Genomic DNA, 22,875 nt, shown 5'->3' with positions numbered 1-22,875 from the left:
CACGCGGCGGCATCTGCCATGTCGCCCCCGACGGCCGCCGAAAGGCGCACTACTCAGCTCCACAACAGACTTGCAACATGCTGATCGCATTGCTTGCCGTGCTGGGAGTGAACCTGATCGTGGTTGTCTTCCTGATGGCTGGAGTGCTGGCGCGCCGACGTTGGATACGCCGTCAGCTCAACTCCTTCAAGGGGGCGATCCGTGTGGTCGAGGGCGAGGTGGACGGGTTGTCCGCCAAGTGGCGGCGCGGATACGGCCGCTGGGTACGCGATGTTCTCGTCTGGGAGAAGGCACCCTTCTTGTTCCGAAGCGAATTCGTCCTGGCGGACCACCTGGCGGACCCGGACCGAGCGGCCGAGCCGGGCGAGGTGAAACGTCTCGGGAAGAGCGTCGCGGTTGTGTCCCTGGCGGTTGAGGGCGGTGCCGGGATCGAGACTGCCGCTCCGGCGGGGGACCGCGAACGGGTACATGGTCCATTCACTCCTCCCGAGCGGACAACGGGCGCTCCCTGAGGCCGTGACGCAGCCGCCAGTGAACGTCGAGTCGTCGTTCGCTGGGGCTGACCAGCGGGTCCGCCGCGTTCGCGGGCCTGCTCGCAATCAGAGTGACCTTTTGCGGGCCCCGCTCGGCGCCCCGCCCGTCGACCGCCGACATGCGGACCGCGCCGCCCAGCCCGTCTCACCGCCGCACTGGTGGCGATTCCACACGCGTATCGGCCGCGACCACTACATCCGGACTGCTCCGTCCATCCTCTCGCCATCGCGCAGACGGGACGGTTCGGTCGGATAATGAGAGGGCAGCGTCATCGACGGCAACTACATCATGGCCTGCCACGCCCGCCACCGAGCCATGCACCGGGGCCTCGCCGACCCTGAGCAAGCCGCCGCGACCGACGTTCTGTACGACGAGGCCGTCCACCAGCAGGCCGCCGGGCGGCCTGCCGGGCGCCGCGATGCCAGCCCCCCACAGGCTCGAGGTCGAGCAACACGAACTGGACGCCTGAGAGCGCATGTTCATGTCATGGAGGTCGGCGCCGGAGAGGAGGACATCTGACGCCTTCCATCACTGCGTCCGCAGCCGAGTCGATCCGTCCTCGCCTGCGCGATGAAGGCCCCCGCGCTGTGAAAGCCGTCCGGGCTCGTGGTCCGGGCAGGCCGGTCATCGGGTCGCGTTCGCCAAATCCGTCCAGTGGCCCCACCGCCTCGCCGGCACCCACCACAAGCAGCCGACTCAGGACGAGTCCGTCACGCTCGGCTGCTCCCCGCTGATCGTGATCGACGAAGTGGGCTGGATCCCGGTCGAGGCCGAGGCCGCCAACCTGCTTCTTCCGGCTCTTCTCGAACAGGTACGAGAGGGCCGGCGTGAGCGTTCGGTCGAACGAGCCCGAACCCTTTGGGCGCTGAGGAGAGGGCTTCGGCGACGAGTCCGTCGCCGCCGTGATGACCGACTGACACCGGCGCCGATGGTTATGACCGGGAGGTAGGAAACGATGAGTGAGCTCGACCGCACGAAGCTTCCGATACGCAGGCCGCCATCCCAAGGGGTGAATAACAGAACACTCGACGGATCGAAGCCGGACTGGAACCTCATCGGGCACCCGGAGCCTCCGGAGGGGGCCCCGAACATCCTGGTGGTGCTGATCGACGACGCCGGCTTCGGCAACCCGAGCACGTTCGGTGGTCCCATCAACACCCCGCGCTTCACCCAGATGGCCGAAGCGGGATTGCGTTACAACCGGTTCCATCTCACGGCGCTGTGCTCTCCGACGCGTGCGGCTCTGCTCACCGGGCGGAACAGCCATGCGGTCGGCTTCGGCTCGGTCGGTGAGTTCTCCAGCGGCTTCCCCGGCTACACGGCGATGGTTCCGCGTGATTGCACGCCATGGCCGAGGGTCTTGTCGGAGAACGGATACAGCACCGCGGCGTTCGGCAAATGGCATCTGACCCCCGACGGCGACCAGGGTCCGGCCGGACCGTTCGCGCGGTGGCCGAACGGGTGGGGCTTCGACTACTTCTACGGCTTCCTGGGCGGTGACGCAGGTCAATGGGATCCCTGCCTCGCCGAGAACCAGAAGATCATCGGCGTCCCGGAAGGCTTCTACGACAAGGAGAACCCGTACTACCTCCCGGACGACATGGCCGACAAGACCATCGGGTGGCTTCACGGCGTCCGGGGGCAGAACGCCCGCAAGCCCTTCTTCGCCTACTTCGCCACCGGGTGCAGCCACGCCCCGCACCACGTGGCCTCCGTATGGGCGGACAAGTACAAAGGCAAGTTCGACCAGGGGTGGGACCGGCTTCGCGAGGAGGTCTTCGCCCGGCAGAAGGAACTGGGCGTGATCCCCGCGGAAGCGGAACTGACGGCGCGTGACGACGCATTCCCCGCCTGGGACGACATTTCCGATCGGCTGAAGGCGTACTACGCCCGCCAGATGGAGGTCTACGCGGGATTCTCGGAGAACGCCGACTACAACGTCGGTCGGGTCATCGACGCGATCGAGGAGCTCGGCGAGCTCGACAACACGCTGATCATCTGGATCTGGGGTGACAACGGCGCCAGCATGGAGGGCACCGTCACCGGCTCGTTCAACGAGATGACGATGCAGAACGGCATCCCGCTCACCGACGAGATGCAGCTCCAACTGGCCGAGCGCTACGGCGGCATCGAAGCCTGGGGCTCCCAGAGCATGGATCCTCACTACTCCGCGGCGTGGGCGTGGGCCGGCAACACCCCGTTCAAGTGGGGCAAGCAGGTCGGTTCGCACCTGGGCGGTACGCGCGACCCGATGGTCGTCCACTGGCCGGCGCACATCACCGACCCCGGAGCGCTGCGCTCGCAGTTCACCCACATCACCGACATCGGGCCGACGATCCTGGACATCGTCAAGATCCCGGCACCCTCCCATGTCGACGGGATCGAGCAGGAGCCCTTCCACGGCGTGACCTTCGCGGACTCGCTGTCCGACGCGGCCGCGCCGGAACGCCATACACAGCAGTACTTCGAGAGCGTCGGCAACCGCGCCATGTACAAGGACGGTTGGTGGCTGGCGATGAAGACCGAGCGCATTCCGTGGGTGCTCACACCCCATGCGCTCAGGCCGTACGCCCCGGGCGTCTGGGATCCGGACGCAGACCCGACCGAGCTGTACTACCTGCCCGACGACTTCACCCAGGCGAGAGACCTCGCCGCGGATCACCCCGAGAAGGTAGCGGAGTTGAGGGAGCTCTTCTGGCAGGAGGCGGAGAAGTACAAGGTGCTTCCCCTGCTCGCCACGCTGTCCGTGTTCTTCGGCATTCTCCCGCCGCGGCCGGATGTAGACCGCTTCGAGTACCGGGGGGACGTCCAGAACGTGATGTCGGGGATGATCCCGCGGATCTACAACCACTCGTACACGATCAGCGCCGACCTGGACGTCCCCACGGAGGGAGCCGAAGGCGTGATCGTGGCCGAGGGCGACCATCTGGGCGGGTTCTCGCTCTTCGTCCAGGACGGCAAACTCACCCACACCTACTCGATGATGGGCGTGTTCGTCTACCGGCAGCAGGCCGAAGTCCAGTTGCCGGCAGGTGAGGTGAACGTACGCATGGAGTTCGCGGCTGATGCGCCCAAGCCCGCCACCGGCGGGCAGGTCACCCTCCGGGTCGACGGAAAGGTCGTCGCGACCGGACGCATGGAGCACACGGTCCCGGTCCGCTTCTCTGCCTATGCGGGCATGGACATAGGCCGCAACAACGGCGGGGTCGTCGACCTCGGCTACGAGGAAAAGAAGCCCTTCGCCTTCACCGGCACCGTCAAGAAGGTCGTCTTCGACACCAAGCCGCACTCCTCGGACGAGGCCGAGGACGAGCTGCACGCCGCCACCCACCACGGGCACGTCGGGAACGGACTCGCCGGGTGAGACGTGTTCGCAGCTCGAAGGAGGATCGATGAGATTCGACGACGAAACGATCGACGTTCTGATCGGCGGATACATGTCGGAGGACGCCGCCCACGTGGACTATGAGGCGGTTCTGGCCAGCGGCGGTTACCTACACGGTGCTGTGGTCGTCACCAAGGACCTCGACGGCGACGTCTCGGTGGAGCAGACCGACCACATGGTTCGCGAGGGCGCAGCGGGCCTGGGCTCCGTCGGGTTCGTGGTCGGGCTATTCGCGCCACCCCTGCTTGCCGCGACCGCGGTCGGCGCGGCGATCGGCGCCGGGGCCGGAAAGCTCCTGGAGCACAAGACCTCTGCCAAGCTGGAGGAACAGGCAGGTGCCACCATTCCCCTCGGTGGCGCGGGACTGATCGTCGCTTACCCGCGCTCGGCGGCCGGGAAGGTCGAGCCGGCCGTGACCCGCGCCGTCAGAAAGGTGGTCGGCGAGGCGGAAGGGCACCACGTAAAGGCCCTGAAGGGTGCGATCGCAGACGCGCAACAGAAGATGACCGAAGCGGATCCTGACGCTTAGCCAGGTGAGCGAATCGGCTTCACGACGCTGCGCGCTACAGGGCCGCACCTACCATGCCGACCGGTCACTCCCCAGGCTTGACCGGGACGATCTCGACAGTCGTGCCCTCGCAATTCTCTCGGTCGTGGGCGGGGCCCCACGGGGCGTTCATGCGAGGGGCGGGGAAGAGACCACCACCGCCCAGGGGGTGGTGGTCTCTTCATCGCACACGGCCTGAGTCGGGGCCTGAGACGCGCTGAGTCGCGATCGGTGTCTCACGGTTGCCCGACCACGAACAGCCGCGTCGGTCAGCACCCGGCGATGGCACCCGCGCACGAGATGCGCTGGCGATTCGTGACTTGAGGCGGAGGTGCCTGCCGTGGCGTACTGCACCACAATGGCTGTTACTTGCCTTTTCTACCGGATCGGAGGCATCCGTGAAGGATCTCGAATTCGAGCAGAAGCGTTCGTTGTCACGCCTTGAGGCTGCTGACCAGCTTGCGGCACTCGCGCTCGCCCTGAGGCATGGCGGCCGAGCCGAGCTCGAGCTGGGCCCCGGCAAGCTGAGCCTGCAGATCCCAGACGAACTGCGCAGCGAAATCGAGGTGGAGGTCGGGGACGGAGAGATCGAGCTGGAGATCGAGCTCAAGTGGTCGACAGCGCAGACTGGGCAAGCCGTGGCCACTCCGGAAGATGGCCGGGACGGCAGCTGAGGAACACCAAGCACAGTTCGCGAGCCAGTCCCCGCAAGATGGCCTGGAATGCGTAGTCCGTCCACCAGTAGCTGCCCATCGCTTCTCTTGTCGGTGTCGTCCGTTGCGGTCGCGGTTGTGTGTGAGTACGCGGTCGGCGCCGCGAGCCCCATACGGCGGCGCGCGGGGCTCGCGGCGTCGGCTCGGCCGTTACTGGTCCTCTGCGCGGGGAAGTTCCAGCCCGAACGCGTCGCCGATGGTGCGGGCGGCGGCTTCTCAGGCTGCTTCGGCCGGTACCCGTCCGGCGCTGATGGCATCAACCAGGGCGCGGTGGTCCTTCTCGTTCTGGTCCGCGTACAGCTCGGCGAACGTCACCAGCGCACGGTCGAAGGCGTCGCCGCCGCCCAGGTACGCGGCGATCGCGATCCGGTCCCCGGACCGGGCATGGGCGCGGGCCAGCGTGGCACCGCACAATCGGCCGAACAGGGCCATCCTCTTCGGCGACATGTCCTCGGCCACGGCGATTCCCTTCCAGTCCCGCAACTGGCGTACGTAGAAGTCCCGCTGTTTACCGTCCATGCCCGTGAGGCGTTCCCAGCCCAGGAAAGCGTCGCTGGTGGCCTGCATGAGCCGCTGGCCGGAGACGACGCGCTCGCCCTGGGTGCCGAATGCGCTGTCGCCGACGTAAGGCGCCAGAACCGACTCGTCGGCTTCCTTGGCCTGGAGGAACAGGGGGTCCTCGTCGTCCTTGCCGAGCAGCAGGATGATCCAGCAGCGGGTTCCCACACTGCCCACACCGACCACCTTGCGGGCCACGTCGGCGAAGCGATAGCTCTCCAGCAGGAACCGGCGGTCCGTCGGCAGGGTCTGGCCGTAGCGCTCGATCAGCCGGCTCAGCATCTTCTCCAGGTTGCCGCGTTCGGTGTCCGGCAGCAGATCCTGGAGCCGCATCAGCAGCGGCGGATCGGGAGCGATCAGACGCCTGCCGTCGATGACGTGAGTGAGTTTGTCGAAGACCTGCAGCGTGTCATGAGCACGGGCCCGCTCCCGGGTCTTCTCCCAGCGTTCGCGCACTTTGGCGCTCAGCAACGGGGCGAACTGCTGCTGCAGTTCGTCCGCGTCGAAGCGGGTGTACCAGACCTCGAGATTGCCCATTCCGGCGAAGCTCCGGATGCGCTCGCGGTAGGACTGCACGGCGGCTCGCACCACCGACGCCCGCTCCTTGCTGCTGAAGCCGTTGGCCCGGCCGGCGATGACGAAGCTGGCCGACAGCCGTTTGACGTCCCATTCCCATGGTCCGGGCAGGGTCTCGTCGAAGTCGTTGATGTCGAACATCAGGCGGCGTTCCGGCGAGGCCAGCAACCGGAAGTTCAGCATGTGTGCATCGCCGCAGCACTGCACTCTGATCCCGGTACGGGGGGTTTCCGCGAGGTCGGCGGCCATGATGGCGGCGGCCCCGCGGTAGAAGCGGAACGGCGCTTCGCTCATCCTGGCGTAGCGGATCGGAACGAGTTCCGGCACTCGCGTCGCGGACTGCTTCTCGATGATGTCCACCGGGTCCTGGCGCTTCGAAGAGGGCGTGAACTCGGCGTGACTGGACCGGGATACCGCGGATCGGGCCGCCTTGCCGCGGTCGACCCGCTCCTGCGTATCGAGGTGCCGCGTCTCTATGCCGGAGTGGCGGTTCTGGGTCATTGCAGACGCTCCACGATCTGGTCGTCGGCGCGCAGAGCGTTGGTGGTTCGGCGGCCGCCGAGGTCGCGGATCGTCCAGCATGACCTCGAGCAGAATATGACGTCGAGTTCGGCGTCCGACCGGGTCGCCGCCGTAGCGGATCGTTCCCCATCCCCTGCCGCGCTGGATGAAATGGGCATATTCCCCAATTCACTTCAGCGTATCTTCGGACGGCACTCTCGGCCATTTGAGCGAATGGTCCACCAGGTCGATCCGACCGCATCCCGTATCCGCCGATGCCGAGGCGGGGAGGCCATGAGCCGGCCGTTCGCTTGTCGCCGCCGGGACGCGGGCCGCCGCGATACCCATGATGCCCTGGCTGGAAAGCCGGCGATGAAGACCTCGTTTCCCCTTGAGCCACACTTTCGCAGCTCGTTGTCCACCCTGCGCCGTTTGAGGCGGAGGGGCCGTTCGGGCGAGTGAGGTGCTGTCGCCAGGACAGAAGGGCCTGCAGTCCGGCGTGTCCTGGTCGAGGTCGGCGGGCTGCCCTTCGCCGAGCTGTAGAAGGAGGCGACCGGCGCGTTCCGCGCGAGAAGTGGTTCTGCCGCTGCGCCGCAGAAGTCGACAATCCGCCGAAAGAGTCAGGCGATTGGATCCGAAGGGCCCGACATGAGCAGTGGTGGCTGGACCGTTGTGGCGGTGGCGGGCGTCACCGCCGTGTACGCACTGGCTTCACGTCGGCTGTCCCCGACGCCGCTGTCGTCGGCGATCGTGTTCGTCGGCGCCGGGATCCTCATCGGACCGGCCGTGCTGGACATGGTCGACCTGAAGCACGACACCTCACTGATCACCGTGCTTCTCGAAACCACTCTGACTCTCGTGCTCTTCACCGATGCCATGACCGTGCGCAGACGGGACCTCGCGGCCGGGGGCTTTCTGCCGGGCCGTCTGCTGGGCATCGGGTTGCCTCTGAGTATCGGGGCGGGCTGGCTGCTTGCCTGGCCCTTGCTGCCGGGGCTGACGGTGTGGGAGTTCGCACTCGTCGGCGCGATCCTCGCCCCCACGGACGCCGCCCTCGGAAAGACCGCGATCTCCAATCCCAGGGTTCCGGCGCTCGTGCGGCATGGACTGAATGTGGAAAGCGGCCTGAACGACGGCATGGTACTGCCGTTCTTCGTCCTGTTCCTGACCGCCATCCCGGGCACGCACTATGCGGAAGAGGGGGCTGGGGGTGTCTTCTGGCGCGCACTGGTGCTGAGTACCGCGCTGGGTCTTCTGGTCGGTGGGCTGGGCGGTCGTCTGCTGCAGTGGTCCCGGGCCCGGGGGTGGGTCACACGGGAGTGGCGGCAGGTGTATGTGCTGGCCGTCGCCGCGGCGGCGTACGAACTCGGCGTCGTGACCGACGGCAGCGGCTTCATCGCGGCCTGGGTCGCCGGGTTCGCCTTCGGATTCGCCCTGCGCCGATACCGGACCGGTCGCGAGGAAGAACACCCGGACCGCACAGCCGAGTTCGCCGAAGACCTCGGAGGACTCCTGGCGTCGCTCAGTCTTCTCGTCTTCGGAGCAGTGCTCCTCGGTCCTGCGCTTGAGCACCTGAGCTGGCGGATCGTCCTGTACGCCGTGCTGAGCCTCACCGTGGTCAGGATGCTGCCGGTGGCCCTCTCGCTCGTAGCGAGCGGGCTCCGGCCGCCCACGGTGACGTACATCGGCTGGTTCGGGCCACGCGGTCTCGCGTCCGTCGTGCTGGCGCTGCTCGTGGTGGAGGAACATGTCCACGGAATGGAACTGCTGGGCAACGTGGTCGCCGTCACCGTCGGCCTCAGTGTCCTCCTGCACGGCGTCTCGGCCGTGGCCTTCGCGGATCGTTACGGCCGCTGGTACGAGAAGGCGGCAGCCGGCACCCGCGGCCTGCGCGAGGAGGCACCGGTACCTGCGTCCCCGGAACGTGGCGGGATCGGCTCTCTGGACCGGCCCGGGACGTGAAGGCAGGTGGCCCGGGCGTCCCCAAGCCGTGTCTCAGCTGTCCGCGTCCAGCGACCAACGCAACTCGATGGACCAGCCCCGTTGCGAGTGTGGAGACGACCACCGAGGCGAGCCCGACTCCGGCAGCCTGAGCCGCACGCTTCACCTACCGCGGCCGTTGCACGGCTGCCGGTTCGACCAGCGCAGTGCCCATCCTGTCCTCCGACATCGAGGGCGACGGCAAGGCGGCCATTACCAAGGACCTCCAAGGCTCACCTCTTGTCCATGGCTGACCCGTCGCATGCGGAGACCGGGAAGAGAACCCTGCCCGCGTTCCTGCTGATTGCCGCCGTCCTGCTCTCGGGATGCAGCACAGAGACCTCACCGAAGAGCGATTCAGCCTCTGCGAGCGGCCGGCCGACGGTCGGCGCGTCTTTGGCCAGGAGCGACAGCGACCTGGCGGCACGCTACCGAAGCGCCGGCGGATATCGGGACGTGTACGGCCTCAAGTACGTGAAGAACCGGGCCGGTGCGCCGACCCTCACCGTGTGGACCCGTAAGAAGTCCGGCTACGGAAGCGAATTCGACAAATTCGACAAGACGTTGACGTCTTTCCTGACCGGAACAGGCGTCAACCTCCAGCAGGGCTACGTCCTCACTGTTTACGGCCCCGACGGGGCCATATTGCACCACTACGACACCACATTGGAGAACAATGCTTGATATCCAAATCCCTTGCTTCCGCCCTCCTCTGCACCGTCTCTGCAGGTGACCTCCGCCTCGGCACCGGGCCGTTGGCGCACAACCCCGGCCCCGGTCGAAGAAGGGCCGACGGAACCGGTGAAGCCGGTGATCGCCGACTACCGGGGACAGAAGATCGACCTCTCCTCGTCATGGGAAGTCGCCAACATCTGCACCGAACTTCCCGACGGCGAAGTCCATTGCTACGACGCGAACCCGCGCCCTCGGCACGGTGCCAACTATCCCGCTTTTGTGCCAACTAAAAGGCCTCGTCACAATTGCGTGTGACCAAGCCTGCTAGTTGGCACTTGGGCGTGATACTGACCTGCGGTTATGCCAACAAGAATCAATCAACGCCACCTCGAAGTAGGCGATTTAGTTGGCACATTGGTACAAGCTACGACTCGTGGAGGCCCTGTCGACTGGGCAAGGCCGGAAGCCGGTTGGACCGCCTCGCGGGCGTGCCGACGCTGTGCTCGGGTTCCGTCGCCGGTGGGGCGTGTCCTCGGTCACCTGGCAACTGTCGGCTGTCCCGTCTCACTGAACACGAACTCGGGAATCTGCACCGGCGTCAGGCAAGGACGGTAGGGGCCTCACCCGCGCCACATCAGGCAACGTTTGCCCTGTGGCTCGCTGCGAGCGCTGACTGATCTCCGCACCTACACGCGGATGGTCTTGACCGACACTCCGACGTACCTGGCCAGCTGCCCGATGGTGATCACCTGGCCGTCGTCCCACTTGACCCTTCCCCGGGGGCAGGGTCGCCCAATGGGAGAAGATCAGCGCAAAGCCGCCGACCAACGCCGCGCAGCGGCAGACGGTCGTCGGCCAAGACGCGCCAGATGGTTGGCCAGCGGTCTGTCTGAGCCGGTCCGGGCCCGTGCACCGCCGTGTGGTCCCGCTAGGCGCCGTCGGCCTGGTCTGTAGACCAGGACGCTCGGGCTAAGAAACCGTGAGTCCGTAGGGCCACGCGGATGAAAAAGAGCAAGGAATGGGAACGGGAGGGCGCTGACCTGGGGTTTCTTGGTGATGTGCGTGCTGACCAGGAAGAACGTCTCTCGGTAGTTCTCACCGGTCCACCGATTCCCAGGCTCATTGCCCTGGATGCGCCCTCTGGGCGTTCCGGGGCTGTCCCAGGTCAATTGGGCCGACAGCGGGCCCTTGGTCTCACAGCCAGCCGTTGCGCTTGAAGCCGCGGTGCAGCAGGAAGCAGGCGATGGCGATGATGCCGATGGCGAGGGGGTAGCCGAAGCGCCAGTGGAGCTCCGGCATGTGGTCGAAGTTCATGCCGTACATGCCGGTGACCATGGTGGGTACGGCGATGATCGCCGCCCAGGAGGTGATCTTGCGGGCGTCGTCGTTCTGGGCGACGGCGACCTGAGCGAGGTGGGCCTGGAGGATGGAGTCGATCAGTGCGTCGAAGCCGGTGATCTGGTCGGTGACCCGCGCCTGGTGGTCGGCGACGTCGCGGAAGTAGGCCCGTATGCCGGGGTCGACGGAACGCAGGGGTTCGGTGGAGAGCGTCTCCAGGGGGCGACTGAGGGGGACCACGGCGCGCTTCAGTTCGAGGAGTTCGCGCTTCAGCTGGTAGATGCGGCCGGCGTCCGCGGTCTGGTGCCCCTTCGGGGAGAAGACCTCGGTCTCGACCACGTCGATGTCTTGATGGACGGCGTCAGTGACGGTGACGTAGTCGTCGACGACATGGTCGGCGATGGCATGGAGCACGGCCGAGGGGCCCTTGGCCAGCTGTTCTGGTTCGGCTTCCAGGTCCTCGCGCAGGGGGCCGAGCGATCCGTGCCTGCCGTGGCGGACGGTGACGACGAAGTCCGGGCCGGTGAAGACCATGATCTCGCCGGTGTTCACGACCTCGCTGGTGGCGGTCAGCTGCTCGTGCTCGATGTAGGTGACGGTCTTGAAGACGGCGAACAGGACGTCACGGTACTGCTCCAACTTGGGCCGCTGGTGGGCCTGGACGGCGTCCTCGACGGCGAGCGGGTGCAGGTCGAACAACTCGGCGACGCGGGCGAACTCCGCCTCGGTGGGCTCGTGCAGGCCCAGCCACACGAAGTCGTGGCCGTGCTTGCGTATATGCCGGACGGCTTCCTCGACGGTTTCCGTGCCGGGCTGCCGGATGCCGTCGCGGTAGAGGACGCAGTTGACGACGGAAGAGCCGAGCGGGGAGCGAGCCGGGTGGCTGAGGTCCACGCGCCGGTGCTCGCGCCGGGTCAGGCTGGTGACTTTGCGCAGGTTGCCGACCATCGACATACGGAACTCTCTTTCGCCGGTCCGGGTCCGGACAGTGTGCCAGGAGACGGTAAGACCGGGTTCAGGCGTCGTGGGACACCGTCCGGTACGAGATCGACGAGGTCATCATCGGACTCGTCGGCGTCGTCCTGATCGCCTCGTCCTTCCGGTCCTCCGTCCGCCGCAACCGCGCCCTCGCCGCCACCGAGAGGGGGGAGGCGAGACGGTCACGGTCCCGTAGCTGCGAGGTCAAGCGCCGGTCATGGATGGACGATCCTGGGCTGGTTCGGTCTTGCCTGAGCCCTTGTTTTCACCCCGGCGCGCGGTGCCCCAGGGCCCGGTTTCGAGCCGCTGGGGACTAGCGTCCCGCTGTGGACCCGAGTCGGCTCTTCCGCGCCGAGCCGAAGGAGGACGATCTGCATGGATGGTCACGCGGTGACCCAACTGGCGGCTGACCAGCTCCCGGAGCTGACCACAGGACGTCTGCTCTCCACATGGCAGCTGGACGTCCCCGCGCTGCTGCTGGTCGTCGCCCTGGGCGCACTCTACGGCTGGGGCGTCGTGCGGCTGCGTCGGCGGGGCGCACCCTGGCCGCCCGCCCGTGTCGCCGCGTTCGCGCTGTTCGGCCTGGGGGTGGGTGGTGGCCACGATGTCCGCCCTGGCCGTGTACGACCACGTGCTGTTCTGGCCTGCCGCCGTGCAGAACATCCTCCTCGACCTCGTCGCACCCCTCGGCCTGGCCCTCGGCGACCCGCTACGGCTCGCCGTCGAGGCACTGCCGGAGAGCGCCGCCGGGCGGGTTCGCCGGGTCATGACCGGCCGCCCTGTGCGGGTGCTGACGTTCCCTCTGGTCAGTACGGCCCTGGTGCTCGCGACCGAGCTCACGGTGTATTTCACGCCCTACTTCGAAACGGCCCTGCACGTTGGCTGGTTGCACGAGCTCATGTATCTGCACCTGCTCGTGGCCGGTTGCCTGTTCGTCGTACCGGTGCTGAGCCACGAGGAGGCGCTGCCCTCCTGGTGCACGCATCCGGTGCGGGCGGGGCTGGTGTTCCTGGACGGCGTCGTCGACGCGGTCCCAGGTGTCGTCGTCATGACGCACAGCACGCTGATCGCGGGCGCCTGGTATCTGCACCACGCGCCGACCTGGTCACCGGACGTACAGGCCGACCAGCAGTTCGGCGGTGGCGCGATGCTCAGCATCGCCGAGCTGGTCGCCCTACCCTTCCTCCTGGCGCTCCTGTTCCAGTGGGCACGCGCGGACCGGGTCCAGACGGCGGCACTGGACCACCGTCTCGACACGGAACTCGCCCTTGCCGCCGCTGTCTCCTCCTCCGCCGCCTCGGAGCATGGCCAGGCACCGTCTCCCCAACGGGTACGCCCCTGGTGGGAGACCGAACAGAACGAGGTGGCCGCGAGCATCCGGCGCCAGCACAGAGGGAAGTGACCACCACACTCGTCTACCTCGCACCCGCCGAGCTCGAACGGCAGCTGATCACCTCACGTACCAGCAGACGGGCGGCGGTGGGTGATGGGGCCGGTCGCACTCGCCTTCGGGCTCGCCCTACTGGCTTGGGTCCTCGTCGTCGGTGACCCGCTGCGCCGGCACCGTCCGGCCTGGCACTGGTACCTCGCCGGATACCCGGCCGCTGCGTGCCGGGTGGTGATCACCTGGCGCAGCGCATTTGCTCAACGACCTCACCGTCTCCCGGCGTCCGCCCCGCGGGCTGCTCGGAGACCTGGTCGTCAAGGGCGATCCGGTGCGGCCGGTCATACCCCGGCTCTCCTTCCCGCGGGCCAACCACATGGGGCTGACGGCAAGCGTTCGGCTGCATGCGGGCCAGACCCCGGCGACCTGCATGAAGGCGGCGGACGCCTTGGTGCACGCCTGGAAGGTCCACGCCGTGCGGGTCACCTCGCCCGAGCGCGGTCTGGTGCTGCTGACCGCGACGACGAGTGATCCGCCGGTCCGGCCAGAAGGAGCAAGACCATGCCCATGCCCCGCGTGGGATGCCCCATCTGTAAGGGCGACGGAGCCCGCAGGAACTGGACCGGACGACTTCACCGCGGCCGCGTCCGCCGCGGCACCGGAACCATCCGCTGACCCACCGAGCCACCACCTGACCACCGAAGGTGCGAACCCATGAACGACAGCGCGCGACCAACCACCCGCTCCGTCCTCCTCGTCATCGCTCGGGCTGACAAGGGACGCGCCCCCGCGATTGCGCCCCGAAGACTCCGCCACTGCGCTGACCAGGCATCTCCGCCTCCGTCAGCGTCGCGTCATGGGTGGGGGGCTTGCCGTCAAGCATCCGTCAGTGAGGGGGCCCGGCCCCGGTGAGGCGGGCAAAGCTTCGTCGCAGCGCCCGGCCGACCCGACCGGGCGGCGCACGTCGCCTTCCGCGAGGAGCAACACCATGTCTCCAGTCGAGTACTCCGAGGACCCCGAGCCCTCTGAACCGTTCCCGGCCGGACTTCTCTTCGTCCCCGTCCGGTCGGGGCCAGCGGGCTGTACGGCCCGGTTGTTCCGCACTCCGCTGGGCGGCCGTACGGCCGTCGGCTTCACCTCGGTCGCGAGGCTGACCGCCACACTCGGCCCGGACCAGACCTCCATCCGGCTCTCCGAACCAGCGCTGCGCGCCCTCGCCGCACCCCTGGGCGTCACCGCCCTCACCGTCGACCCACAGTTCTCCGCCCCCACGACCGACCGCACCGCGGCCACGGTCCGCGAGCGCGAGAACTCCTGGCACCGCTGGCATCCCCAGCACGCCGTCGCCCTGCGGGTGACCGGAACCGCGACCGCCGTCGCGGGTCTGAACCCGCTGATCGGCTGAGGAGACGTCATGTCCATCCAGGAACTCCCCGTTCAGGAACCGGCCGTTCAGGAACCGCCCTCCGGGAAACAGTCCGTTCAGCAACGGCGGGCACGCGGAGCCGGCCGCTCCGGCGAAGGACCCCACGCCGACGCGCGAGACGCCGACGGCCTCTCCGTCTGGCCCCGTTCAGCCCGCCCCGAACCTCACGGGGACGTCTCCGTGGGCGGTGTCTCCCTGGCCGAGGCCGCCGACCGCTTCGGCACCCCGGTCTACGTCCTCGACGAGCAGGAGGTCCGGGAGCGCTGTCGCGCCTACCGCACGGCGTTCCCCGACGCCGACATCGTCTACGCGGCCAAGGCGTTCCTCTGCCGGGCCATGGTCCACTGGGTCCAGGAAGAGGGCCTCGGTCTGGACGTCTGCTCCGCCGGGGAACTCGCACTCGCCGTCACCACCGGCTTCCCGCCGGAGAAGATCGTGCTGCACGGCAACGCCAAGAGCCCCGAGGACCTCGGTACAGCCCTCCGGCTCGGTGTCGGACGCATCGTCGTGGACAGCACCTCGGAGATCGCCCGGCTGGCCGCGATCACTCCCACTGGAGGCCGCCAGCCGGTCATGGTGCGTGTGGTGCCCGGCATCGTGGCCGGCGGACACGCCAAGGTGCGCACCGGCACCGACGACCAGAAGTTCGGGCTGTCGATCACGGACGGCTCCGCGCAGCACGCCGTCACCCGGATACTCGACCAGCCGCACCTCGAACTCGTCGGCCTGCACTGCCACCTCGGCTCACAGGTCGCCACCGTGAAGCCCTACGTCGCCGCCGTGCGCCGCATGGTCGGACTGATGGCCCGCATCCACGGCCAGCACGGCATAGCCCTCCCCCAGCTGAACATCGGCGGCGGCCACGCCATCGCCTACCGCCCCGGCGAGGAGCACCTCAACATCTCCGTCCTGGCCGGCCGGGTCCGCGCCGAACTCGAGGCCGGCTGCGCCCGCGCCGGACTGCCCGTGCCCCGGCTCACCCTCGAACCCGGGCGAGCGATCGTCGGCCCCGCCGGAGTCGCCGTCTACCGGGTCCTCGCCGTCAAGCGCACCGGCGAGCACACCTTCGTCGCCGTCGACGGGGGCATGAGCGACAACCCGAGGCCCGCGCTGTACGGCGTGCGGTACGCGCCCCGGCTCATCGGGCGCGCGTCCTGCGCCCTGCCCCGCCTCGTCACCGTCGTGGGCCGGCACTGCGAGGCGGGTGACGTCCTTGCGGACGAGGTCGCCCTCCCCGGCGATGTGCGCCCCGGTGACCTCCTCGCCGTGCCCGCGGCCGGCGCCTACCACCTCTCGATGGCGTCCGGTTACAACCTCGTCGGTCGCCCCCCGGTGGTCGCGGTCTCCGACGGCATCGCGCGTGTGCTCGTACGGCGTGAGTCGCTGGACGACATGAACCGCCGCGACGTCGGGCTGTAATCCCTGGTCCCGCCCCGATCCTCCGCCGCACCGAGGCTTCCGCCCGGCCGAGGACGCACGACGGAGACCTGTGCCACGCATGCCCGAAAGATCACGAAAATCCCCCATGCTGCCTGCTTACCCATGAGGACGAGGTCTCGATGACCCTCGAAAACACCGTCGGCCTGATCGTGGCCGTCACCCTGCTCGCCTACCTGATCCTTGCCCTGATCAAGCCGGAGAAGTTCTGATGTCCGCTCCCGCCCAGACCCTGCCCGCGCCCGTGCCGGACTCCCCTCCCCCCGGAACCGAGCGGCCGCCGCGCCGGGTCGGCGCCGGAATGCTCGATCCGACGCAGTTGTGGCGCGCGCTTCCGCAGGCGTTCACCAAGCTGAATCCGGTGGCCCTGTTCCGGAATCCGGTCATGTTCGTGACCGAGGTCGGTGCCGCGCTGACCACGGGCATCGCGGTGGTCCACCCCAGTCTCTTCGGCTGGCTGATCACCGGCTGGCTGTGGCTGACGGTGGTCTTCGCCAACCTCGCCGAGGCCGTGGCGGAGAGCCGCGGCAAGGCGCAGGCCGAGTCGCTGCGCAGGACCCGGCAGCAGACCACCGCGTGGCGGCTCGCGGGCTGGGAGCCCGGCGCCGCGGGCGACTCGTACGTCGAAGAGGCCGTCGCCGCCTCCGATCTCCGGCGCGGCGACATCGCGTCCGTGACGGCCGGGGAACTGATCCCCGGTGACGGCGATGTCATCGAGGGCGCTGCGAGCGTCGACGAGTCGGCGATCACCGGTGAGTCCGCGCCGGTGATCCGTGAGTCGGGCGGCGATCGCAGCGCGGTCACCGGCGGCACCCGGGTGCTCTCCGACCATCTCGTCGTGCGCATCACCCAGGAGCCCGGGGAGAGTTTCCTGGACCGGATGATCGCCCTGGTCGAGGGCGCCAACCGGAAGAAGACCCCCAACGAGCTGGCGCTGAACCTGCTGTTGGTCATGCTGACCTTCGTCTTCCTGGTCGCGGTCGTGACCCTGCAGCCGATGGCGATCTTCTCCAAAGAGGCGATGGCCGCCGCGCACGACACCGCGGCGCTCAACGCGAACGGCGTCACCGCCATCGTGCTGGTCTCACTGCTGGTCTGTCTCATCCCGACGACGATCGGCGCGCTGCTGTCCGCGATCGGCATCGCGGGCATGGACCGACTGGTGCAGCGGAACGTCCTGGCCCTGTCCGGCAGGGCAGTCGAGGCCGCCGGTGACGTCAACACCCTGCTGCTCGACAAGACGGGCACGATCACCTTCGGCAACCGGCGGGCGAGCGCGTTCCTCCCGGTCGGAGCGGTCCCCATGGAGCGGCTGGCGCGGGCCGCGCTCCTTTCCAGCCTGGCCGACGAGACGCCCGAGGGCCGTTCCATCGTCGAATTCGCCTACGAGAAGCATGAGTTGACCGAGCGGGTCGCGAACGGCGCCGAGTGGGTGCCGTTCACCGCCGCCACCCGCATGTCGGGAGTCGACCTTCCCGGAGGGCAGCGGCTGCGCAAGGGCGCGGCGGCATCGGTCGCCGCGTGGGTGCGCGATCAGGGCGGCGAGGTTCCGCTCGCGCTGGAGGCGACCGTCCAGCAGGTCTCCGCGTCCGGCGGTACACCGCTGGCCGTGGCGCAGTCCACGAGCGACGGCAGGGCCGAAGTCCTCGGTGTCGTCCACCTCAAGGACGTCGTGAAGCCCGGCCTGCGCGAACGCTTCGACGAGCTGCGCCGCATGGGCATCCGCACGGTGATGATCACCGGCGACAACCCGGTGACCGCGAAGGCGATCGCCAAGGAGGCGGGCGTCGACGACTTCCTCGCGGAGGCGACTCCCGAGGACAAGCTGGAGCTGATCAAACGGGAACAGGCGGGCGGTCACCTCATCGCGATGACCGGCGACGGGACGAACGACGCCCCGGCCCTCGCCCAGGCGGACGTCGGCGTCGCGATGAACACGGGCACGTCGGCCGCCAAGGAGGCCGGCAACATGGTCGACCTCGACTCCGATCCCACGAAGATCATCGAGATCGTCGAGATCGGCAAGCAACTGCTTATCACCCGAGGCGCGTTGACGACGTTCTCGATCGCCAACGACATCGCCAAGTACTTCGCGATCCTGCCCGCGATGTTCGCCGCCGTGTACCCGGGGCTCGACCGGCTCAACATCATGGACCTGCACTCGCCGCTGTCCGCGATCCTCTCCGCGGTCGTGTTCAACGCGGTGGTCATCCTGGCGCTGATCCCGCTGGCCCTGCGCGGTGTTCGCTACCGGCCCTCCTCCGCCTCCGCCCTGCTCACCCGCAACCTGTGGCTCTACGGGCTCGGCGGCGTCGTCGCGCCCTTCCTCGCCATCAAGTTCATCGACTTCGCCCTCGTCCGATTCATCCCGGGGATCTGACCATGACACGCATCCCACACTGGCTCGCCCAGCACCTCGAGGCGCTCCGGGTGGTCCTCGTGCTGACGCTCCTGACCGGCCTGGCCTATCCGCTGGCCATGGCCGCCATCGCCCAAGTCCCGATCCTGGACGGCAAGTCCGAGGTCACCGCCGCCAACGGCAAGGATGCCGGCTCCTCCCTGATCGGCCAGTCCTTCACGGACTCCAAGGGCAACCCGCTGAAGCAGTACTTCCAGTCCCGGCCGTCCAACGCCGGTACGGGTTACGACGCCACGGCGTCCGGAGCCGGAAACCAGGGCCCCGAGTCCGTCGTCGACACAAGGGACAAGCCGAGCCTGCTCACCCTGGTGTGCGGGCGCAGTAAGGCGGTCGGTGAGCTCGAAGGCGTCGACGGCTCCCGCCCGTTCTGCACACCGGACGGCGTGGGAGCCGTCCTCGGCGTCTTCCACGACGGCGGTACGAGCGGCCAGGTCACCCAGGCCGTCAGCCTCGACCAGGCCTGCCCCGCGAAGCCGTTCCTCTCCACGTACAAGGGTGTTCGTGTCACGTGCGCGAAGCCCGGGGCGGACTACAGCCGTGCCGTGACCGTCCCCGTGCGCGGCGACGCCCCGGCGCACCCCGTCGTCCCCGCCGACGCGGTGACCGCCGGCGGCAGCGGCCTCGACCCGGACATCAGCCCGGCGTACGCGAATCTCCAGGCGCCGCGCGTCGCACGTGAGCGCGGCGCGAGCACGGCCGACGTACGCGAGCTGATCTCGAAGTACACCACCGGGCGTGCGCTCGGTGTGCTCGGCGAGCCGGGCGTCAATGTCGTCGAGCTGAACCTCGCGCTCGACCGTAGGTACCCGACGACCGCGACCTCCGCGTCGTCTCCGAAGCAGGGAGCCTGATCATGGCGGCCTGGATCCAGGCATCGATCGTTCTCGCCGTGGTCGTGGGACTGCACGTCCCGCTCGGCGACTACATGGCCCGCGCGCTCGACGGCGGGAGGCACTGGCGCGGGGAGAAGACCCTCTACCGCGTGTGCGGTATCGACCCGGACAAGGAGCAGACCTGGCGGCACTACCTCACCGCCCTGCTCGCCTTCTCCGTCATGAGCGTCGCGGCGCTCTTCGCCCTCTTCACCCTCCAGGGAAAGCTGCCGTGGTCGACGGGCCACGAGGGCATGCCGTGGCGGCTCGCGCTGCACACCGCCGTCTCCTTCACGACCAACACCAGCTGGCAGAACTACGCCGGTGAGTCGACCACCAGACACCTAGCCGTCATGGCGGGCCTGGGCGTCCAGGCGTTCGCGTCGGCGGCGGTCGGCATCTGCGTGGCACTCGCCCTCGTACGGGGCCTCGTCCGGCGCGGCACCGACGACCTCGGCAACTTCTGGGTCGACCTCCTCCGCACGATCGTCCGCGTCCTGCTCCCGATGGCGGTCGTCGGCGGTCTGATCCTGATGGCGGGCGGGGTCATCCAGAGCCTCGGCGGTGGACACACCGTGACCACGGTCGCGGGCGCCAAGCAGACGATCCTCGACGGACCGGTCGGATCCTGGGAGCCGGTCAAGTTGTTCACCGGTGATGGCGGCGGCGTCTTCAACGCCAACAGCGCCCACCCCTTCGAGAACCCGAGCGCCTGGACCAACGCCTTCGAGATCGTGCTGATGCTGCTGATCCCGACGGCCTGTATCCGCATGTTCGGCCGGATGATCGGCAGTCTGAAGCAGAGCTGGACCCTGCTGACGGTCGTCGGCATCCTCTTCGGCCTGCTCCTCGCCGCCGGAACGCTGGCCCAGTCCGCGCACACCGGCACGGTCACCCAGGCGGTCGGCGGCCAGTACGAGGGCACGGAGACCCGCTTCGGCATCCCCGGCTCGACACTGTTCGGCGTGGGAGCCACGGGCTCGGCCGACGGCGCGGCCAACTCCTCGTACGACAGCTTCTCCAGCCTCGGCGGCGGGGTGCTGCTGTCCGCGATGATGCTCGGCGAGATCGCGCCCGGCGGCACCGGCAGCGGACTGTACGGCCTGATCATGGTGGTCCTGGTGGCCGTCTTCATCGGTGGTCTGATGGTCGGCCGCACTCCCGAGTACCTGCGCAAGCGGATCGGGTTCGGGGAGATGCGCTGGGTCGTGGTGTACGCGCTGATCCCGCCCACCGTCATCCTGGCGTGCACGGGCATCGCGCTCGCCTTCGACGACGGGCAGACCTCGATGGGCAACCCGGGGGCGCACGGCCTGACGGAGCTGATCTACGCCTACACCAGCAACACCAACAGCAACGGCAGCGCGATGGCGGGCTTCAACGGCGCCACCGACTTCCACAATCTCTTGATGGTGGTCGCGATGCCGGCAGGGCGGTATCTCCCGATGGTCGCCGTGCTGGCCCTGGCCGGACGGCTCGCCAGGCAGCAGCCGGGCGTCGTCACGGCCGGCACGCTGCGCGCCCAGGGCGTCAACTTCGTCGTCCTCGCCACAGGCGCGGCCGTCGTCCTGACGCTCCTCAACTTCCTGCCGGCACTATCCCTCGGCACCATCGCCGACGGACTCCTCTGAACCCCGTAACGGCTGAGCTCCCGACCCGTCACAGGCTCAGCCGGTACGGCACCACGCACACGACGACATCGGTACGGGCCCGCAGCGCGGCCGCCAACAGCAGGCCACGCTGATTCTGGAGGATCTGGTAGCGGCGGTGGCGCGGCTCGACCTCGGGGATGAGGACGGCGATCTGACGTCCTTCCTTCTCCGCCCGCCGGACGTAGTCGACGATCGGTTCTACGAGGGAGCGTTGCGGGCTGTCGATGACGTCCAGTCGTACGCCAGGATTCCAACGGGCCCAACTCTCCTCCAGGGCACGGGCCTTGGCCGGATCACCGTGCACGGCGACCGCGACGACGTCGCGACCGAGCGCGCGGGCGGCTGTCAGCGCGAGCTGGGTGAGCTTGCTGACCTCGCCGACCGGCACGATGACGAGGGAGTCGGTGAGACGCACCGGTGGCGGAACCTCGCCGAGCCCGAGTTCCCGGCCGACCTCCGTGTAGTACCGCTGGACGCGGGAGAACAGCAGCATCAGCAACGGAATGGCGACCACCACCACCCACGCCCCCTCCAGGAACTTGGTGGCCAGCAGAACGATGCCCGCCACGGCCGTCAGTACCGCGCCGATCCCGTTCAGCACCGCGCGCCGCAGCCAGCCGGGGTGCCGCTCGCGCCTCCAGTGCCGTACGAGCCCGATCTGACTGATCGTGAAGCCGATGAACACCCCGATCGCGAACAGCGGGATCATCCGGTGCGTGTCCGCGTTCACGGCGATCAGCAGCAGCGCCGCGAGCAGGGCGAGGGCCGCGACTCCCCAGCGATAGACGGGGCGTTCCTTGCGCAGCCCGAAGAGATGCGGCAGCCGGTGGTCCTTGGCCAGCAGGCTCATCAGGACGGGCAGTCCGCCGAAGCTGGTGTTCGCGGCGAACGCGAGGGCCACGGTGACGATGAGATTGGTCGCGTAGTACGGCCAGCCCGTCCCGTACGAGCCCGCCGTGAGCTGCGCGAGTACGGTCACGCCGCCGCGCGGAGCCACATGGTCACGGCGGATCAGCACCGCCAGCCCGATCAACATCAGCCCGAGCAGCGCGCCCAGCATCAGCTCGGTGCGCTGCGCCCGCTTGACGCGCGGCGCGCGGAAGGCGGGTACCCCGTTGGCGATGGCCTCCACCCCGGTGAGCGCGGAGCAGCCGGAGGAGAACGCCTTCAGGAGCAGCAGTACGCCCAACGCCTCGGTGGCGTGGACGGGTTGGTACGTCCCGACGACGGCCGCCGGGTGGGGGCGCAGCAGCCCGAGCACGACGATGCCGAGGATGCTCACGATGAACAGCACCGTGGGCAGCATCAGTACCCGGGCACTCTCGGCCACGCCGCGCAGGTTCACGACCGTGAGCAGAGCGAGCCCGGCCAGGCAGAGCTCAAGCAGATGCGAGCCGAGCGAGGGGAAGGCAGACGCGAGACTGGCCGCTCCGGCCGCCAGGCTGACGGTCACGGTGAGCACGTAGTCGACGACGAGACTGGCCGCCGCGAGGTAACTCGTCCTGGGGCCGAGATCCTTCTTGGCCACCGCGTAGGCGCCACCGCCGTCGGGGTGAACGGCGATCACCTGCCCGTAGGACACGACGAGCACCGCCAATAGCGCGGCGATGACCAAGGTCACCGGCAGTGTGGCGGACAGCGCCCCGGTCCCGGCGGCGATCAGGACGAGCACGATCGCCTCGGGCCCGTACGCCACCGAGCTCAGCGCGTCCAGGGACAGGGCGGCGAGCCCTTCAAGACTGGTGAGGTGGTGCCGTTCGCCTTCCCCGGGCAGCAACGGAACTTTCGGCCGCAGTTCGCGGCGGGCCAGACCGTACGCCATCAGGGACCTCGCGGTGCAGGGTGCGGGGGATCAGGGCTGTTCGAGGTCAGTGTGACCACGCCACCAGGGCGAGGAGCG

The 22,875-nt window shown here is 68.4% G+C and carries 15 protein-coding genes and 3 pseudogenes; 15 read left to right on the top strand and 3 right to left on the bottom strand.

The features are described from left to right. The first annotated feature begins 77 nt into the window (after nucleotides 1-77). From ACZ4N5_RS20150 to ACZ4N5_RS20135, 4 genes are all read left to right on the top strand, one after another. The gene (locus ACZ4N5_RS20150) at nucleotides 78-512 is read left to right on the top strand and encodes a hypothetical protein (protein ID WP_467758416.1); all 435 of its coding nucleotides are present in this window, start codon (nucleotides 78-80) and stop codon (nucleotides 510-512) included. Nucleotides 513-1,543: 1,031 nt separating this feature from the next. Further along, nucleotides 1,544-3,898, top strand: a complete 2,355-nt coding sequence (locus ACZ4N5_RS20145) for an arylsulfatase (protein WP_467758415.1) — start codon at nucleotides 1,544-1,546, stop codon at nucleotides 3,896-3,898. A gap of 28 nt (nucleotides 3,899-3,926) precedes the next feature. Further along, nucleotides 3,927-4,448, top strand: coding sequence for a DUF1269 domain-containing protein (locus tag ACZ4N5_RS20140; protein ID WP_467758414.1), 522 nt, complete (start codon nucleotides 3,927-3,929; stop codon nucleotides 4,446-4,448). Nucleotides 4,449-4,864: 416 nt separating this feature from the next. Then, complete coding sequence (locus ACZ4N5_RS20135; protein ID WP_467758413.1) at nucleotides 4,865-5,140, top strand: amphi-Trp domain-containing protein; 276 nt, start codon at nucleotides 4,865-4,867, stop codon at nucleotides 5,138-5,140. Between the two features lie 255 nt (nucleotides 5,141-5,395). On the opposite strand, the gene ACZ4N5_RS20130 is transcribed toward ACZ4N5_RS20135, so the two are convergent. Beyond that, nucleotides 5,396-6,814, bottom strand: coding sequence for a DUF2252 domain-containing protein (locus ACZ4N5_RS20130; RefSeq protein WP_467758412.1), 1,419 nt, complete (start codon nucleotides 6,812-6,814; stop codon nucleotides 5,396-5,398). Nucleotides 6,815-7,462: 648 nt separating this feature from the next. Between ACZ4N5_RS20130 and ACZ4N5_RS20125 the strand changes: the two genes are divergently transcribed. Beyond that, on the top strand, nucleotides 7,463-8,776 hold the full coding sequence (locus tag ACZ4N5_RS20125) for a cation:proton antiporter domain-containing protein (RefSeq protein WP_467758411.1): 1,314 nt from the start codon (nucleotides 7,463-7,465) through the stop codon (nucleotides 8,774-8,776). A 264-nt stretch (nucleotides 8,777-9,040) separates the two neighbouring features. After that, entirely contained in the window at nucleotides 9,041-9,478 is a 438-nt protein-coding gene (locus ACZ4N5_RS20120; RefSeq protein WP_467758410.1) for a hypothetical protein, read from the top strand. A gap of 1,185 nt (nucleotides 9,479-10,663) precedes the next feature. On the opposite strand, the gene ACZ4N5_RS20115 is transcribed toward ACZ4N5_RS20120, so the two are convergent. After that, nucleotides 10,664-11,761, bottom strand: a complete 1,098-nt coding sequence (locus ACZ4N5_RS20115; RefSeq protein ID WP_467758409.1) for a magnesium and cobalt transport protein CorA — start codon at nucleotides 11,759-11,761, stop codon at nucleotides 10,664-10,666. 77 nt (nucleotides 11,762-11,838) lie between these two features. Here ACZ4N5_RS20115 and ACZ4N5_RS20110 point away from each other — a divergent pair. The 9 genes and pseudogenes from ACZ4N5_RS20110 to kdpA all read left to right on the top strand — a co-directional run. Then, a pseudogene (locus tag ACZ4N5_RS20110) lies at nucleotides 11,839-11,964 on the top strand (DUF475 domain-containing protein); the annotation flags it as partial. Nucleotides 11,965-12,160: 196 nt separating this feature from the next. Then, nucleotides 12,161-13,187: pseudogene (locus ACZ4N5_RS20105) on the top strand (cytochrome c oxidase assembly protein). A gap of 84 nt (nucleotides 13,188-13,271) precedes the next feature. After that, nucleotides 13,272-13,716 (top strand): annotated as a pseudogene (locus ACZ4N5_RS20100) (FtsK/SpoIIIE domain-containing protein); the annotation flags it as partial. Nucleotides 13,717-14,157: 441 nt separating this feature from the next. After that, nucleotides 14,158-14,574: an SAV_915 family protein gene (locus ACZ4N5_RS20095; RefSeq protein ID WP_467758408.1), complete on the top strand. Its 417-nt coding sequence runs from the start codon at nucleotides 14,158-14,160 to the stop codon at nucleotides 14,572-14,574. 9 nt (nucleotides 14,575-14,583) lie between these two features. Beyond that, nucleotides 14,584-16,014 carry a diaminopimelate decarboxylase gene (gene lysA, locus ACZ4N5_RS20090; RefSeq protein WP_467758407.1) on the top strand — a complete coding sequence of 477 codons (1,431 nt, stop codon included), beginning with the start codon at nucleotides 14,584-14,586 and terminating at the stop codon, nucleotides 16,012-16,014. A 140-nt stretch (nucleotides 16,015-16,154) separates the two neighbouring features. After that, nucleotides 16,155-16,244 carry a K(+)-transporting ATPase subunit F gene (gene kdpF / locus ACZ4N5_RS20085; protein ID WP_467758406.1) on the top strand — a complete coding sequence of 30 codons (90 nt, stop codon included), beginning with the start codon at nucleotides 16,155-16,157 and terminating at the stop codon, nucleotides 16,242-16,244. Continuing rightward, nucleotides 16,244-18,412, top strand: a complete 2,169-nt coding sequence (kdpB, locus tag ACZ4N5_RS20080) for a potassium-transporting ATPase subunit KdpB (RefSeq protein ID WP_467758405.1) — start codon at nucleotides 16,244-16,246, stop codon at nucleotides 18,410-18,412. The genes kdpF and kdpB overlap by 1 nt, the downstream gene beginning before the upstream one ends. Nucleotides 18,413-18,414: 2 nt before the next feature. Continuing rightward, nucleotides 18,415-19,302: a potassium-transporting ATPase subunit C gene (locus ACZ4N5_RS20075; RefSeq protein ID WP_467758404.1), complete on the top strand. Its 888-nt coding sequence runs from the start codon at nucleotides 18,415-18,417 to the stop codon at nucleotides 19,300-19,302. A gap of 2 nt (nucleotides 19,303-19,304) precedes the next feature. Next, on the top strand, nucleotides 19,305-20,954 hold the full coding sequence (kdpA, locus tag ACZ4N5_RS20070) for a potassium-transporting ATPase subunit KdpA (protein WP_467758403.1): 1,650 nt from the start codon (nucleotides 19,305-19,307) through the stop codon (nucleotides 20,952-20,954). Between the two features lie 28 nt (nucleotides 20,955-20,982). Here the strand turns inward: kdpA and ACZ4N5_RS20065 are convergent, their stop codons facing one another. Then, nucleotides 20,983-22,797 carry an APC family permease gene (locus ACZ4N5_RS20065; protein WP_467758402.1) on the bottom strand — a complete coding sequence of 605 codons (1,815 nt, stop codon included), beginning with the start codon at nucleotides 22,795-22,797 and terminating at the stop codon, nucleotides 20,983-20,985. Nucleotides 22,798-22,875: the final 78 nt, after the last annotated feature.

The sequence above is a fragment of the Streptomyces sp. NPDC026500 genome (genome assembly GCF_055567635.1).
Note: the sequence above shows the minus strand (reverse complement) of the source record. Positions and strands in the feature narration are given on the sequence as shown.

Excerpts from the sequence above, each read along its gene's own strand:
- ACZ4N5_RS20130 (WP_467758412.1), bottom strand. The coding sequence starts at position 6,814 with ATGACCCAGAACCGCCACTCCGGCATAGAGACGCGGCACCTCGATACG.
- ACZ4N5_RS20075 (WP_467758404.1), top strand. The coding sequence starts at position 18,415 with ATGACACGCATCCCACACTGGCTCGCCCAGCACCTCGAGGCGCTCCGG.
- ACZ4N5_RS20065 (WP_467758402.1), bottom strand. The coding sequence starts at position 22,797 with ATGGCGTACGGTCTGGCCCGCCGCGAACTGCGGCCGAAAGTTCCGTTG.
- ACZ4N5_RS20150 (WP_467758416.1), top strand. The coding sequence starts at position 78 with ATGCTGATCGCATTGCTTGCCGTGCTGGGAGTGAACCTGATCGTGGTT.
- lysA (WP_467758407.1), top strand. The coding sequence starts at position 14,584 with ATGTCCATCCAGGAACTCCCCGTTCAGGAACCGGCCGTTCAGGAACCG.
- kdpA (WP_467758403.1), top strand. The coding sequence starts at position 19,305 with ATGGCGGCCTGGATCCAGGCATCGATCGTTCTCGCCGTGGTCGTGGGA.
- kdpF (WP_467758406.1), top strand. The coding sequence starts at position 16,155 with ATGACCCTCGAAAACACCGTCGGCCTGATCGTGGCCGTCACCCTGCTC.
- ACZ4N5_RS20115 (WP_467758409.1), bottom strand. The coding sequence starts at position 11,761 with ATGTCGATGGTCGGCAACCTGCGCAAAGTCACCAGCCTGACCCGGCGC.
- ACZ4N5_RS20140 (WP_467758414.1), top strand. The coding sequence starts at position 3,927 with ATGAGATTCGACGACGAAACGATCGACGTTCTGATCGGCGGATACATG.
- ACZ4N5_RS20120 (WP_467758410.1), top strand. The coding sequence starts at position 9,041 with ATGGCTGACCCGTCGCATGCGGAGACCGGGAAGAGAACCCTGCCCGCG.
- ACZ4N5_RS20125 (WP_467758411.1), top strand. The coding sequence starts at position 7,463 with ATGAGCAGTGGTGGCTGGACCGTTGTGGCGGTGGCGGGCGTCACCGCC.
- kdpB (WP_467758405.1), top strand. The coding sequence starts at position 16,244 with ATGTCCGCTCCCGCCCAGACCCTGCCCGCGCCCGTGCCGGACTCCCCT.
- ACZ4N5_RS20095 (WP_467758408.1), top strand. The coding sequence starts at position 14,158 with ATGTCTCCAGTCGAGTACTCCGAGGACCCCGAGCCCTCTGAACCGTTC.